The sequence below is a fragment of the Sedimentimonas flavescens genome, from assembly GCF_025154035.1.
Taxonomy (GTDB): Bacteria; Pseudomonadota; Alphaproteobacteria; order Rhodobacterales; family Rhodobacteraceae; genus Rhodobacter; species Rhodobacter flavescens.
This window is the reverse complement of the sequence record NZ_JAOALJ010000001.1, coordinates 445,560-459,019: the sequence shown is the minus strand read 5'-3', so window position 1 is coordinate 459,019 and position 13,460 is coordinate 445,560. Positions and strand designations below refer to the sequence as shown.

General features: G+C 65.2%; 14 protein-coding genes. 10 read left to right on the top strand and 4 right to left on the bottom strand.

The genetic code is table 11. The features are described 5' to 3' along the window. Positions 1-86: 86 nt before the first annotated feature. The 6 genes from mgtE to N3C64_RS02195 all read left to right on the top strand — a co-directional run bounded on the left by mgtE (position 87) and on the right by N3C64_RS02195 (position 5,878). Positions 87-1,472, top strand: coding sequence for a magnesium transporter (gene mgtE, locus N3C64_RS02220; protein WP_260011378.1), 1,386 nt, complete (start codon positions 87-89; stop codon positions 1,470-1,472). Then, complete coding sequence (locus tag N3C64_RS02215) at positions 1,469-2,023, top strand: 5-formyltetrahydrofolate cyclo-ligase (RefSeq protein ID WP_260011377.1); 555 nt, start codon at positions 1,469-1,471, stop codon at positions 2,021-2,023. Before mgtE ends, N3C64_RS02215 begins: the two co-directional genes overlap by 4 nt. A 111-nt stretch (positions 2,024-2,134) precedes the next feature. Beyond that, complete coding sequence (locus N3C64_RS02210) at positions 2,135-2,950, top strand: TIGR00282 family metallophosphoesterase (protein WP_218629363.1); 816 nt, start codon at positions 2,135-2,137, stop codon at positions 2,948-2,950. Positions 2,951-3,032: 82 nt separating this feature from the next. After that, positions 3,033-4,811 carry an SLC13 family permease gene (locus N3C64_RS02205; RefSeq protein WP_260011374.1) on the top strand — a complete coding sequence of 593 codons (1,779 nt, stop codon included), beginning with the start codon at positions 3,033-3,035 and terminating at the stop codon, positions 4,809-4,811. Positions 4,812-4,889: 78 nt separating this feature from the next. Then, complete coding sequence (locus N3C64_RS02200) at positions 4,890-5,630, top strand: YebC/PmpR family DNA-binding transcriptional regulator (RefSeq protein WP_260011372.1); 741 nt, start codon at positions 4,890-4,892, stop codon at positions 5,628-5,630. Positions 5,631-5,713: 83 nt separating this feature from the next. Then, a complete protein-coding gene (locus N3C64_RS02195; RefSeq protein WP_260011370.1) occupies positions 5,714-5,878 on the top strand; it encodes a hypothetical protein in 165 nt (54 codons plus the stop codon). Positions 5,879-5,881: 3 nt separating this feature from the next. Here the strand turns inward: N3C64_RS02195 and N3C64_RS02190 are convergent, their stop codons facing one another. Then, the gene (locus N3C64_RS02190; protein WP_260011368.1) at positions 5,882-6,742 is read right to left on the bottom strand and encodes a LysR family transcriptional regulator ArgP; all 861 of its coding nucleotides are present in this window, start codon (positions 6,740-6,742) and stop codon (positions 5,882-5,884) included. Positions 6,743-6,822: 80 nt separating this feature from the next. Here N3C64_RS02190 and N3C64_RS02185 point away from each other — a divergent pair, with 80 nt between their 5' ends. Further along, the gene (locus tag N3C64_RS02185) at positions 6,823-7,425 is read left to right on the top strand and encodes a LysE/ArgO family amino acid transporter (RefSeq protein ID WP_260011365.1); all 603 of its coding nucleotides are present in this window, start codon (positions 6,823-6,825) and stop codon (positions 7,423-7,425) included. Positions 7,426-7,477: 52 nt separating this feature from the next. Then, positions 7,478-8,389 (top strand): DMT family transporter, encoded by a 912-nt coding sequence (locus N3C64_RS02180; RefSeq protein WP_260011363.1) that lies wholly within the window; start codon positions 7,478-7,480, stop codon positions 8,387-8,389. Positions 8,390-8,392: 3 nt separating this feature from the next. On the opposite strand, the gene choV is transcribed toward N3C64_RS02180, so the two are convergent. From choV to choX, 3 genes are all read right to left on the bottom strand, one after another. After that, positions 8,393-9,442: a choline ABC transporter ATP-binding protein gene (gene choV, locus N3C64_RS02175; protein WP_260011360.1), complete on the bottom strand. Its 1,050-nt coding sequence runs from the start codon at positions 9,440-9,442 to the stop codon at positions 8,393-8,395. Continuing rightward, a complete protein-coding gene (choW, locus tag N3C64_RS02170; RefSeq protein WP_218629355.1) occupies positions 9,439-10,275 on the bottom strand; it encodes a choline ABC transporter permease subunit in 837 nt (278 codons plus the stop codon). The genes choV and choW overlap by 4 nt, the downstream gene beginning before the upstream one ends. Positions 10,276-10,341: 66 nt before the next feature. Further along, positions 10,342-11,271: a choline ABC transporter substrate-binding protein gene (choX, locus tag N3C64_RS02165; RefSeq protein WP_218629354.1), complete on the bottom strand. Its 930-nt coding sequence runs from the start codon at positions 11,269-11,271 to the stop codon at positions 10,342-10,344. Positions 11,272-11,389: 118 nt separating this feature from the next. On the opposite strand from choX, the gene betI reads away from it, so the two are divergent. Continuing rightward, positions 11,390-11,971, top strand: coding sequence for a transcriptional regulator BetI (gene betI, locus N3C64_RS02160; protein WP_233674922.1), 582 nt, complete (start codon positions 11,390-11,392; stop codon positions 11,969-11,971). Next, the gene (gene betB, locus N3C64_RS02155) at positions 11,968-13,419 is read left to right on the top strand and encodes a betaine-aldehyde dehydrogenase (RefSeq protein ID WP_260011357.1); all 1,452 of its coding nucleotides are present in this window, start codon (positions 11,968-11,970) and stop codon (positions 13,417-13,419) included. The genes betI and betB overlap by 4 nt, the downstream gene beginning before the upstream one ends. Positions 13,420-13,460: the final 41 nt, after the last annotated feature.

The following is a 13,460-nucleotide window of genomic DNA, read 5'->3' as shown; positions in this document are numbered from 1 at the left end:
GCCTGCGCGCGGCGGGTTTTTCCGCGCCTCCCCCTGTTGCCCGCGCTGCGCCTCCGTTATGGTGCGCGCAAATTGCAGGGGGTGGCATGGCGGAAGAACGGGCCGAAGAGCACGAACGCGAAGAGGAAGACTATCGTCTGGATGGCGATCTGGTCGACTTGATCCTCGAAGCTGCCGAGGCGGGCGATGCCGACCGCCTCACCGCGCTTATGGAGCCCCTGCACGCCGCCGACATCGCCGACCTTCTCGAACAGGTCGGCGGGGCCGAGCGCCGCGCCATCGTGCGTCTTTACGGGCGCGAGATGGACGGTGAGATCCTGACCGAGATCGACGAGTCGATCCGCGAAGAGGTCATCGAGGCGCTGCCCAAGGACGTTCTGGCCGAGGCGGTCCGCGAGCTTGATTCGGATGACGTCGTCGACCTGATCGAGGACCTCGAAGAGCCGCAGCAGGAAGAGATCCTCAAGGTTCTGGATGAAACCGACCGTGCCGCGGTCGAGCAGTCGCTGACCTACCCGGAATATTCGGCCGGCCGTCTGATGCAGCGTGAGGTCGTGACCGCGCCCGAATTCTGGACCGTGGGCGAGACCATCGACTTCCTGCGCCGCGAGGAAGACCTGCCCGACCAGTTCTATCACGTCATCCTTGTCGATCCGGGCCATCATCCGATTGGCTATGTCACACTGGGAAAGTTGCTTGCCTCCAAGCGTGCGCTCGCGCTGAAGGACATCACCGAGGACAGCTTCCGCACCATCTCGGCCTGGCAGGAAGAGGGCGACGTTGCCTATGCCTTCAACCAGTATCACCTGATCTCGGCGCCGGTCGTGGATGACGATGACCGCCTTGTGGGCGTGATCACCATCGACGACGCCATGGCCGTTCTGGACGAAGAGCACGAGGAAGACATCCTGCGTCTGGCCGGTGTGGGCGATGAGAGTGCGATCTCGGATACCGTGATCGAGACGGTGCGCCAGCGCCTGCCGTGGCTGTTCGTGAACCTGCTGACGGCGATCCTTGCCTCGGGCGTGATCGCGGTGTTCGAGGGCACGATTGAGCGGCTGGTTGCGCTGGCGGTGCTGATGCCCATCGTGGCCTCGATGGGCGGCAATGCGGGCACGCAGACGCTGACCGTGGCGGTGCGCGCACTGGCCACGAAGAACCTGACCGAAAGCAACGTCTGGCGTGTCGTGCGACGCGAGGCCATTGTGGGTCTGCTCAATGGTCTCGCATTCGCCCTGGTGATGGGGCTTGTCGCCTGGGTGTGGTTCGATACGGCCAGTCTGGGGCTGGTGATCGGCGCGGCCATGGTGATCAACCTCTTTGTCGCCGCCGTGGCGGGGATATTGGTGCCTCTGACGCTTGAGAAACTGGGCGCCGACCCGGCGCTGGCCTCGGGGACTTTCGTGACCACCGTGACCGATGTGGTGGGCTTTTTCGCCTTCCTCGGTCTTGCAGGAGTGATGCTGCTGTGAGCCTGACCGAGCAGAAAGCCGAGGCGCGCCGCGCCGCCTTCGCCGCGCGCAAGGCCGCCCATGCCGAAGGTCCGGGCCATGCGCCCGAAATCCTGGCCGAGGTTCTCGCGGGCTGCGGTTCCGCGCCACTTGCAGGCTATATGCCGATCCGCACCGAGATCGACCCGCTGCCCGTCATGGCCCGCCATACCGGCCCGGTCGGTGTGCCGGTCATTCAGGGGCCGGGGCGGCCCTTGGTGTTCCATCGCTGGACGCCCGGCTGCGCCATGGTCGCGGGCGAGTTCGGCGCGCTGATCCCCGAGGCGGCCGAGCCGATCGTGCCGCGCATCCTGATCGTGCCGATGCTGGCCTTCGATCAGCGCGGCTATCGTCTGGGCTACGGCGGTGGGTTCTATGACCGCACGCTAGAGATGCTGCGCGCTTCGGGGCCGGTGATCGCCATTGGCTATGCCTATGCGGCGCAGGAACTACCCGAGGTGCCGATCGAGCCGACTGACCAGCCGCTCGATCTGATCGTGACCGAGGCCGGTATTCTGGCGCCCGCGCCCTGAGGCTGGCCGTTCGCCGGGGGCTTCGCGCCCCCGGACCCCCGCGGGATATTTGCGCAAAGCCGAAAGGGAAAGGGTTTGCGCTTTCGGGGCACCGGGGCTAGGGAATGGGCCATGAAAATACTCTTTCTTGGCGATGTGATGGGGCGTGCGGGGCGTGCGGCGGTGGTCGAGCGCTTGCCGAAACTGCGCGCGGAATGGGGTCTCGATTTCGTCGTGGTGAACGGCGAGAACGCCTCGGGCGGTATGGGCCTGACGGGGGACCATGCGAAGATTCTGCTGGATGCGGGGGCCGATGTGCTGACGCTGGGCGATCATGCTTTCGATCAGAAGGACATGATGCGCGCCATCGAGGGCGAGCCGCGGATCATCCGGCCGCTGAATTACGCCAAAGAGGCGCCGGGGCGCGGGGCGCGGCTGTTCGAGGACCGGCGCGGGCGCAAGGTGCTGGTGGCGCAGGTGCTGGGGCAGGTCTTCATGAAGCGGCCCTTCGACGATCCGTTCTCGGCGGTGGATGCGGTGCTGCGGGCGCACCCGCTGGGTGGGCTGGCGCAGGCGATCTTGCTGGATGTGCATTGCGAGGCCACGAGCGAGAAGATGGCCATGGGGCATTGGTGCGACGGGCGGGCCTCGGTCGTGGTGGGTACGCATACGCATGTGCCGACCGCCGATGCGATGGTGTTGCCGGGTGGCACGGCCTATCTGACCGATGCGGGCATGTGCGGCGATTATCATTCCGTTATCGGCATGGAGAAGGCAGAACCCATGCGCCGCTTCATCACCGGCATGGCGAAGGAGCGGTTCACGCCGGCGAATGGCGAGGCCAGCCTGAGCGGGTTCTATGTCGAGACCGACGACCGCACTGGCCGGGCTACGCGCTGCCAGACGGTGCGTGTGGGCGGGCGCTTGCCCCCGTGCGCGCCGGTCTGAGCGTCGCCTTCCACGACAGCGCGCTTGTGCGGGCGCAGCGAGCAGCTAATATCGGCCCGAGCAACCTGCTGGACGAGGTATCATGATCGAACTCCCGTTTTCCGAGACTGGCACCGCCATCGCCGCGCTGGTCATCGTTATGGGCATGTTCCTTATGTTCCTGCGAGAGAGGTTTCCGCCCGAGGTCGTGGCGATGGGCGGTGCCGCGACGATGCTGGTGCTGGGGCTGGTGCCCTATGACGACGCGGTGGGGATGCTGTCGAATTCGGCGCCCTGGACGATTGCCTTCATGTTCCTGATCATGGGCGCGCTGGTGCGCACGGGCGCGCTGGATGCCATGACCCGCTATGCCGAGGCGCATATCTCGGCCCGGCCGGTGGTGACGGTGGTGATGCTGTTCGCGCTCACCATGTTCGCCTCGGGCGTGATGAACAACACGCCCGTCGTGGCGGTGATGATCCCGGTCTTCATCCAGGTGGCGCGCAAGCTGGGTTCTTCGCCCTCGCGCTTTCTGATGCCGCTGAGCTACTTCACTGTCATGGGCGGGATGCTGACGCTGATCGGCACCTCGACCAACATCCTTGTCGATGGTGTCGCGCGCAAGGACGGGCTGGCACCCTTCTCGATCTTCGAGATCATGCCCCTTGGTCTGGTCGTGGCGTTGGCAGGATCGATCTTCATGGCGCTTTTCGCCAAGAAACTGGTGCCCGAGCGGCACTCGATGTCCTTCATGCTCGGCCAGCGCCCCAAGATGAAATACTTCACCGAGGTCGCGATCCCCGAGAACTCGGGCCTGATCGGCACGCCGGTGCTGACGGTCGATGTGTTCAAGCGAGAGGGTGTGCGCGTGGTGGACGTGCTGCGCGGCGATGCCTCGCTGCGGCGCGATCTGGCCAATGCGGTCTTGCAGGCGGGCGACCGCGTCGTGCTGCGCACCGAGATGAGCGAGCTTCTCTCGATGCAGCAAAACACCGACCTGCGGCTGGTGGACAAGCTCAGTTCGGTGCAGACCGAGACGGTCGAGGTGCTGATCTCGCCCGGCTGCCGGATGATCGGGCGGAGCTTGGGCGAGTTGCGCCTGCGCCGCCGCTACGGGGTCTATGTTCTGGCCGCGCACCGCCGTAACCAGAACATCGGGCGCCAGCTTGACGATCTGGTCGTTGTCGTGGGCGACACGCTGCTGCTGGAAGGCGCGCCCGAGGATATCGGGCGTCTTGCCGCCGATATGGACCTTGTGGACGTCTCGAAGCCCACGGTGCGCGCCTTCCGCCGCTCGCATATGCCGATCGCCATTGGCGCGCTGACGGCGGTGGTGGCGCTGTCTGCTTTCAACGTTGCTCCGATCATGTCGCTTGCGATGGTGGCGGTGGCGGTGATCCTTGTAACCGGCTGCATCGACGCCGACGAGGCTTTCAGCTTCATCGACGGGCGGCTTCTGGCGATGATCTTCTCGATGCTGGTCGTGGGTGAGGCGCTGGACGCCTCGGGCTCGGTCAAGATGCTGGTCGATGCCGTGGCGCCGTTCCTGGCAGAACTGCATCCGATGACGGCGCTATTTGCGGTCTATTTCATTGGCCTGATCCTGACTGAGTTCCTCTCGAACAACGCGGTGGCGGTGATCTACGCACCTATCGCGATCAAGCTGGCGCTGGCGCTTGGGCTTGATCCGCGGCCCTTTGCGGTGGCGGTGATGTTCGCGGCCTCGGTCGCCTTTGCCACGCCCATTGGCTACCAGACGCATATGATGGTCTACGGCCCCGGCGGCTACCGCTTCTCGGACTTCCTGCGGCTCGGAATTCCGCTCGATATCGTCACGGGCGTCGTGGCCTGCCTGATGATCCCGCTGATCTGGCCGCTATAATCGCCGCTCTGCTTGCAGGCACACCCCGGGCTGGACTATAGAGGCCGGGAATTCACAGGTATTTCGACGGAGAAGGTCATGGCAGGCCATTCCAAATGGGCGAACATCCAGCACCGCAAGGGCAAGCAGGATGCTATCCGCTCGAAAATGTTCTCGAAGCTGGCGAAGGAAATCACCGTCGCCGCGAAGATGGGTGACCCCGATCCCGACAAGAACCCGCGCCTGCGTCTGGCGGTGAAGGCCGCGAAGTCGCAGTCGATGCCCAAGGACGTGATCGACCGCGCCATCAAGAAATCGCAGATGGGCGACGCGGCGGACTATACCGAGATCCGCTACGAGGGTTACGGCCCCAACGGCATCGCGATCATCGTCGAGTGCATGACCGACAACCTCAACCGCACCGCCTCGAACGTGCGCAGCTACTTCACCAAGTCGGGCGGCAACCTCGGCCAGACCGGCTCGGTCAGCCATGGCTTCGACCGCGTGGGCGAGATTTCGTATCCGGCCTCGGCGGGCGATGTGGACACGGTGATGATGGCCGCTCTGGAAGCGGGCGCAGACGATGTCGAGTCGGATGAAGAGGGCCACTGGATCTATTGCCAGGTCGAGAACCTCAGCGAGGTTTCCGAGGCGCTCGAACAGGCGCTTGGCGAATCGAATGAGTCCAAGCTGATCTGGAAGCCGCAGGTCACCACCGAGGTCGATCTGGAGACCGCGCAAAAGCTGATGAAGCTGATCGACGCGCTGGAAGAAGATGACGACGTGCAGAACGTCACCCATAATTTCGACGTCCCCGAGGATGTCGCGGCGCAGCTTTAAGGCCGCGCAAAGCCAATGACGGGGCGCCTTCGGGCGCCCCTTGCCTTTGATGGGGTCACGCCCCGAACGGAAAGAGAGAGACGATGGATTACAGCAAATCCGGCAGTGCCAAGCAGGGCAAAAACACCCCGCGCCACTCTGAGCACAACGCCAAGGGCTCCGAGAAGAACCCCTTCGGCAAGACCGAGACCAAGGCCGAGCTGCTGGCCCGCATGAAGGCCGCCGCCGAGGCGCGCAAGGGCAAGTAAGCCCTAGACTTGCAACAGAACCTGCGCGGCCGCCTTTCGGATCGCGCGGGTCAATGGGGCCAGCGGCGCGCGCAGCCGCCGCAGGCTTTGCCAGTAAAGCGGCACCTCCAGCGGCTCGGGCGACAGCGCCACAAGCCGCCCCGCCGTAATCGCGCGGCCCACCATCTGTTCAGGGTTCATCCCCCATCCCATGCCCAGAAGCGAGGCCTCGACAAAGCCCGCGCTGGAGGCGATGCGGTGCTGGGGCAGGGCGGGGCATTGCCCGGTTTCGCGCCGCGCCCAGTCGTTTTGCAGCCGGTCTTTTTCATTGAAGACGATGGCGGGCGCCTCGGCCAGCGCCTGCGCGGTGATGCCCTGCGGGAAGTGGCGTTTGACGAAGGCGGGCGAGGCCGTCGCGAAATAGCGCAGCGCGCCGAGCGAGACGACATCACACCCCGGAACCGCCGTGGCCGAAGCGGTGACGGCACCGACCACCTCTCCGCGCCGCAGCCAGTCGGCCGAGTGGTCCTGATCGTCGATCACCAGATCGAACAGTTGCCCCTCCACCTCGGCGAGCGCTTGCAGAACCCAGGTCGCCAGGCTGTCGGCATTGACGGCGATGCGGACGGTGGGCGCGGCGTCGTTCGGGGCCAGATCGGCCTCCATCAGCGCGACGGCCTCGGCATGGCGGGCAAGGCGCAGGCCCAGCTCGGTCCCGGTGCAGGGCGTGCCGCGCACGATCAGCACGGCGCCCATCCGCTCTTCAAGCTGTTTGATGCGCTGCGAGATGGCGGGCTGCGTGACATGCAGCCGCCCCGCCGCGCCCTCGAAGGAACCCGTCGAGATCACGGCGGCAAGGGCCTCAAGCGCGGCATAGTCCAGCATAAGTTTTCCTTATTTTAGATAACGCAAAATAAGTCGCATGAAATCGCCGCCCCGGCTAGGGAAAAGCCCGGAGGTGCCACATGGTTTTCGTTTCTGGCTTCAAGCTGACCCTGGGATTGATCGTCGCGATTGGGGCGCAGAATGCCTTTGTCCTGCGACAGGGCCTGCGGCGCGAGCATGTGCTGCCGGTCGCGCTGTTCTGCGCGGCCTCGGATGCGGCGCTGATCGCGCTTGGGGTGTCGGGCTTTGCAGTGGCGACCCGCTCGGCCCCATGGCTGGCCGAGGCGCTGCGGTGGGGCGGGGTGGCCTTCCTGCTGTGGTATGGCGCGCGGGCGGCGCTGGCCGCCTGGCGCGGCGGCGAGGCGCTGGAGGCCACGAACGGCGGCAAGCAAAGCCTGCGCACGGTGATGCTGACGCTGGCCGCCATTACTTGGGCCAATCCGCATGTCTGGCTGGATACGGTCGTGCTGATCGGCGCGGTCTCGGCGCAGTTTCCGGGGCAGGGGCTGGTGTTCTGGGCGGGGGCATCGGCGGCCTCGTTCTCGTTCTTCCTGGCGCTGGCCTATGGCGCGCGGCTGCTGGTCCCGATGTTCGCGCGACCCGTGGCCTGGCGTGTGCTTGAGGCCTGCGTGGCGCTGATCCTGTGGTCGGTCGCGGCCAAGCTGATCTGGGGCGGGCTGTAACCCATACAATCGGGGCCTTGCGGGGGGCTACGGGATCGGATCATCTGGCGCGATGAACGCACATGCCACCTCGCAAGATCGGCCCGTGCTGGGCGTGATGTGGATGCTGGCCACCACGCTCAGCTTTACCGGCGTCAATGTCATCGTCCACCATCTTGGCGCCGATCTGCCCGCCGCGCAGACATCGTTCGTGCGGTTCCTCTGGGGGATCTTGTTCGTGGCCCCGGCGATCTGGCAGTTGCGCAAGATGCGCTTTTCGGCGCGGATCTGGGGGCTATTTGGCCTGCGCGGGGCGATGCAGGCGCTGGCGGTGCTGCTGTGGTTTTACGCCATGGCGCGCATCCCGATCGCCGATGTCACCGCCATCGGTTACCTCAACCCGATCGTCGTGACGCTTGGCGGCGCGCTTTTGCTGGGCGAGGGCTTTGCCTGGCGTCGGGGGGCGGCCATCGCGGTCGCGCTGATCGGCGCGCTGATCATCCTGCGCCCCGGCCTGCGCGAGGTCGCACCGGGACATATCGCGCAGCTTGGCGCCGCGATCTTCTTCGGGCTGGCCTATCTGGTCGCCAAGCACCTCAGCGCCCATGCGCCCGCCAGCATCATCGTGGCGCTGATGACGCTGAGCATCACGCTCTGCCTTGCGCCCTTCGCCATCGTCGCCTGGCAACCCATAAACCTGAACGAGACGCTCTGGCTGGGCTTGACGGCGGTTTTCGCGACGGCGGGGCATTACTGCATGACCCGCGCCTTCGCCTGCGCGCCGGTGACGGTGACGCAGCCGGTGGCCTTCCTGCAACTCGTCTTCGGCTCGACCGCGGGCCTGCTGCTGTTTGGCGAGCATATCGACCCCTACGTGCTGCTTGGCGGCGGCATGATCATCGGGGCGGTCAGCTATGTGACATGGCGCGAGGCCAAAACGAAACGCCGGGGCGTGACCCCGGCGATTCCGCAGACCAAGGTCTGACGATCAGGAACCCATGCCGCCGCGTGGGTCGATCAGCCGCCCGATGACACCCTCGCGAGTGATCCGGCGGCCATCGCTCAGAGCCACGGCCGGGACCGAGCGCAGCATCTCCATCACGTCCCTCACCGGGGTGTCGAGCGCGAGCGCCGGGCCGTCAGCGGGGCCGACCTCGGCCAGATCCACGGCGGTCAGAACCCCAAGCGGGTTCATATGCGCAACGAAATCAGCAACATAATCGTTGACCGGGTTGGCGATGATCTCGCGCGCGGTGCCAAGCTGGACGATGCGCCCGCCCTCCATCAACGCAATCCGGTTGCCCAGTTTGAAGGCTTCGTCGAGGTCATGGCTGACGAAGATGATCGTGCGCCGGAGCGTCGATTGCAACTCCAGCAACTCGTCCTGCAACTTGGCCCGGATCAGCGGGTCGAGGGCCGAGAAGGGCTCGTCCATCAACAGGATCGGGGCCTCGGTCGCGAAGGCGCGGGCCAGACCCACGCGCTGCTGCATCCCGCCCGACAGCTCGCCCACCTTGCGTTCGGCCCAGTTGGACAGGCCGACGAGTTCAAGCTGTGTGTCCACGCGTTCGCGTCGCTCGGCCTTGGACATGCCGTCGAGTTCAAGGCCAAGGCCGACATTCTCGCGCACGGTGCGCCAGGGCAGCAGGCCGAACTGCTGGAAGACCATGGCCACGCGATGCAGCCGGATGCGGCGCAGGGTCGCCGGGTCGGCATGGGTCACATCCACCAGCGCATTGCCGTCGCATACATGCACCGCACCACGGCAGACCGGGTTGAGCCCGTTCACCGCCCGCAGAAGCGTGGATTTGCCCGAGCCGGACAGGCCCATGAGCACGAGGATCTCGCCCTCGGCCACGTCGAGCGAGCAGTCATGCACGCCCAGAACCTGACTGGTGGCCTTCTGGATCTCGGACCGGGTCAGGCCCTGATCCATCAGTGGCAGGGCGCGGTCAGGATGGTCGCCGAAGACAATGGAAACATTGTCGAATTTGACGGCGATGCCAGCGGTCTGCCCGGGATCGGTCGTTTGGGTCATTTGCGGCCTCCCACGCGCAGCATCCGGTCGAGGATGATCGCGACGACGACAATGATGAAGCCCGACTCGAAGCCAAGCGCGGTGTTGACCGAGTTCAGCGCCCGGACGACCGGCACGCCAAGCCCGTTCGCGCCGACCAGCGCCGCGATAACCACCATCGAGAGCGACAGCATGATCGTCTGGTTCAGCCCCGCCATGATCTGCGGGGTGGCGTAGGGCAGTTCGACCTTCCAAAGCACCTGCCGGGGCGTTCCGCCGAAGGCACGGGCGGCCTCAAGCAGGGCCTGGGGGGTTGAGGAGACGCCCAGATGCGTCAGGCGGATCGGAGCGGGCAGGACGAAAATCACCGTGGCGATCAGGCCCGGAACCATGCCGATGCCGAAGAAGACGATGGCCGGGATCAGGTAAACAAAGGTCGGCAGCGTCTGCATCAGGTCAAGGATCGGCTGCATGAATGAGTAGAGACGCGGGCGGTGCGCCGCGGCAATGCCGATCGGCACGCCGATGGCCATGCACACCACGCAGGCGGACAGCACGAGCGTGAGGCTCTCGGTCGTGTTCTTCCAGTAACCCTGATTGAGGATGAACATGAACCCGAGCAGGACCAGCAGGGCGGTCTTCCAGCTGCGCTGCATCGCATATGTAAAACCGACGAAAACGGCGATGATCACCAAGGGGTGCGGGGTCTGCAAGACCCAGAGGATCGCGTCGATCAGCCCCTGCATCAGGGCCGAGAGCGTATCGAAAAAGCCACCGGCATTGTCCTTGAGCCAGTCGAAAACGAGCTTCGCGGTCTTGCCGACGGGTATCTTGTGGGCTGTAAGCCACTCCATCACGCGGTTTCTCCCTTGAACGCGTGGGAGGTGCGCGGCGGGATGCGCCGCACACCTGTTTCGGGGTTACTTCAGCGCCGCAGTCACGGCGGCCATCGCGTCGCCGCCGTCCTTGGTGGTTACGCCCTCAAGCCAGGGGCCAAGCACCTCGGGATGGGCCGCAAGCCAGGTCTTGGCAGCCGCGGCCGGGTCTTCGCCATCGTTGAGGATCGCGCCCATGATCTCGTTCTCCATCGCGAGCGAGAATTCAAGGTTTTCCAGAAGCTTGCCGGTGTTTGCGCATTCGGCAACATAGCCCGCGCGCACGTTCGTCGCCACCTCGGCGCCGCCGAAGTTCGGGCCGAAGAAATCGTCGCCGCCAGCCAAGTAGGTCATGTCGAAATTGGCGTTCATCGGATGCGGTTCCCAGCCGAGGAAGATCACCGGCTTGCCCGCCTTGTCGGCGCGCTCGACCTGCGCCAGCATCCCCTGTTCCGAGCTTTCGATCACCTCGAAGCCGGTCAGGCCGAAAGCGTCGGCGCCGATCATGTCCATGATCAGGCGGTTGCCGTCATTGCCCGGCTCGATGCCGTAGATCTTGCCATCGAGCGAGTCCTTGTTCGCGGCAATATCGGCGAAGTCCTTGATGCCCAGGGCCGCGCCCGCAGCGTTGGTGGCCAGCGTGTATTTCGCGCCGACAAGGTTGGTGCGCACCGTCTCGACCGTGCCGTTGTCGCGATAGGGGGCGATGTCGGCCTCCATCGTCGGCATCCAGTTGCCAAGGAACACGTCAACGTCGCCGGTCGAAAGCGCGGTATAGGTCACCGGTACCGAGAGCACCTTGATGTCGGTCTCATAGCCAAGCGCCTGAAGGACGGTGGTGGTGACGGCGGTGGTGGCGGTGATGTCGGTCCAGCCCACATCCGAGAAGGTCACCTTGTCGCAGCCAGCGGCGCCCGCGGCCGAGGTCAGTGCGATGCTGGCGGCGCCCGCCAGCAGGATGGAACGAAGGGTCATTTCAGTCTCCCTAGTTAGCCCAGTTGTGGTTCAGGCGTTTTTTGTTGATTGACGAGTCAATAAACTTACCTGTAGCTCGGAAAAGGCAAGCACTTTTTGCAGAAAGGTTACAAAACCCATGCCGAAGCTTGGCGCTGAGCCTATTCGACGGGCCGCCTTGGTGAAAGCCACGATCGAGACAGTGGGCGAGGCGGGCTCGCTTGAGGTCACGGTTGCGCAGATCGCGCGGCGGGCGGGCATGAGCTCGGCGCTCGCGCATCACTACTTCGGCTCGAAGGAGCAGATCTTTCTGGCGGCCATGCGCTCGATCCTGACGCTTTATGGCGCCGAGGTGCGCGGGGCGCTGGCCACCGCGACCGGCCCCGAGGCACGGCTGCGGGCCATCGTGGCGGGCTCGTTCGGCGTGGGTAGCTTCCGGCGCGAGGTGATCTCGGCCTGGCTGAACTTCTACGTTCTGTCGCAGACCCAGCCCGAGGCGCGGCGTCTGCTGCATGTCTATCAGCGCCGCCTGCGCTCGAACCTGCGCCATGAGCTGCGCCCGCTGGTGGGATCGCGGGCCGAGGCGGTTGCGCGCGGCCTCGGCGCGCTGATCGACGGGGTCTATATCCGAGCGGCACTGGCGGAAGGCGCGCCGGATCGGCGCTATGCACTTAAAATCGTTACGGAATATTTGGAGCGCGAGCTGGAGGGAAAAGCATGAAGGCACAACCGAAAGCGAGCCATTTCGTCAATGGCGAATGGCTGGAAGATACTGCTGGCGAGGTGATCGAGGTGATCTATCCCGGCACGCTCGAGGTGATCGCGCGGCTGCACGCGGCGACGCCTGCGGTGGTCGATGCGGCGATCTCGGGCGCGGCCACGGCGCAGCGCAAATGGGCCGCGATGAAGCCGGTCGAGCGCGCCCGCATCCTGCGCCGCGCGGCCGATATCATCCGCGAACGGGGCGAGGAACTGGCGCGGCTTGAGACGCTCGATACCGGTAAACCGATCCAGGAGACGCGCTGCGCCGACTGGCCTTCGGGGGCCGATAGTTTGGAGTTTTTCGCGGGTCTGGCGCCCACGCTGACCGGTGAAACGATCCCCCTGGGCGGCGATTTCGCCTATACGATCCGCGAGCCTCTGGGCGTTTGCGTGGGGATCGGCGCGTGGAATTACCCCAGCCAGATCGCCTGCTGGAAGGCAGCTCCCGCGCTGTCCACGGGCAATACGATGGTGTTCAAACCCTCGGAAATGACGCCGCTTGGGGCGCTGCAACTGGCGCAGATCTTCGTTGAGGCGGGGATGCCTGCGGGCGTGTTCAACGTGATTCAGGGGCGCGGCGCGGTCGGTGCGGCGCTCTCCACCGATTCGCGGATTGCCAAGGTCTCGCTGACTGGATCGGTGCCGACGGGCGCAAAGGTCTATGCCTCGGCCGCCGCTGGCATGAAGCATGTGACGATGGAACTGGGCGGCAAATCGCCGCTGATCGTGTTCGACGACGCAGATATCGAAAGCGCGATCGGGGCGGCGATGCTGGGGAATTTCTACTCCTCGGGGCAGATCTGTTCGAACGGCACGCGGGTCTTTGTGCAGAAGGGCATCAAGGAGGCCTTCTTGAAGCGTCTGGCCGAGCGCACGGCGGCCATCGTCGCGGGCGATCCGCTGGACGAAGAAACTCAGTTCGGCCCGCTGATTTCGGCCGCGCAGCACGAGAAGGTCATGGGCTATATCGAGACCGCCAAGGCCGAGGGCGCGCGGCTGATCAGTGGTGGTGCCTCGGGCAACGAGGGGCCGCTTTTCGTGCAGCCCACCGTCTTCGCCGATGTGACCGACGACATGACCATTGCGCGCGAGGAAATTTTTGGGCCGGTCATGTCGGTTCTGGATTTCGAGACCGAGGACGAGGTGATCGCGCGCGCCAATGGAACCGAGTTTGGCCTGGCGGCGGGCGTCTTTACCGCCGATCTGTCGCGCGGGCATCGTGTGATCGCACAGCTCGAGGCCGGCACCTGCTGGATCAACGCCTACAACCTGACGCCGGTCGAGATGCCTTTCGGGGCGGTCAAGGCCTCGGGCCTCGGACGCGAGAACTCGAAAGCGGCAGTTGAGCATTACACGCAGGTGAAGGCCGTCTACGTGGGCATGGGGCCGGTCGAGAGCCCCTATTGACGGAACCGGGGCGCTGCCCGTTGCCATTGGTTTCTCGAACC

Bases quoted from the DNA above. Each gene is read 5' to 3' on its own strand.
- mgtE (WP_260011378.1), top strand. From the start codon at position 87: ATGGCGGAAGAACGGGCCGAAGAGCACGAACGCGAAGAGGAAGACTAT.
- N3C64_RS02210 (WP_218629363.1), top strand. From the start codon at position 2,135: ATGAAAATACTCTTTCTTGGCGATGTGATGGGGCGTGCGGGGCGTGCG.
- N3C64_RS02205 (WP_260011374.1), top strand. From the start codon at position 3,033: ATGATCGAACTCCCGTTTTCCGAGACTGGCACCGCCATCGCCGCGCTG.
- N3C64_RS02200 (WP_260011372.1), top strand. From the start codon at position 4,890: ATGGCAGGCCATTCCAAATGGGCGAACATCCAGCACCGCAAGGGCAAG.
- N3C64_RS02195 (WP_260011370.1), top strand. From the start codon at position 5,714: ATGGATTACAGCAAATCCGGCAGTGCCAAGCAGGGCAAAAACACCCCG.
- N3C64_RS02190 (WP_260011368.1), bottom strand. From the start codon at position 6,742: ATGCTGGACTATGCCGCGCTTGAGGCCCTTGCCGCCGTGATCTCGACG.
- N3C64_RS02185 (WP_260011365.1), top strand. From the start codon at position 6,823: ATGGTTTTCGTTTCTGGCTTCAAGCTGACCCTGGGATTGATCGTCGCG.
- N3C64_RS02180 (WP_260011363.1), top strand. From the start codon at position 7,478: ATGAACGCACATGCCACCTCGCAAGATCGGCCCGTGCTGGGCGTGATG.
- choV (WP_260011360.1), bottom strand. From the start codon at position 9,442: ATGACCCAAACGACCGATCCCGGGCAGACCGCTGGCATCGCCGTCAAA.
- choW (WP_218629355.1), bottom strand. From the start codon at position 10,275: ATGGAGTGGCTTACAGCCCACAAGATACCCGTCGGCAAGACCGCGAAG.
- choX (WP_218629354.1), bottom strand. From the start codon at position 11,271: ATGACCCTTCGTTCCATCCTGCTGGCGGGCGCCGCCAGCATCGCACTG.
- betI (WP_233674922.1), top strand. From the start codon at position 11,390: ATGCCGAAGCTTGGCGCTGAGCCTATTCGACGGGCCGCCTTGGTGAAA.
- betB (WP_260011357.1), top strand. From the start codon at position 11,968: ATGAAGGCACAACCGAAAGCGAGCCATTTCGTCAATGGCGAATGGCTG.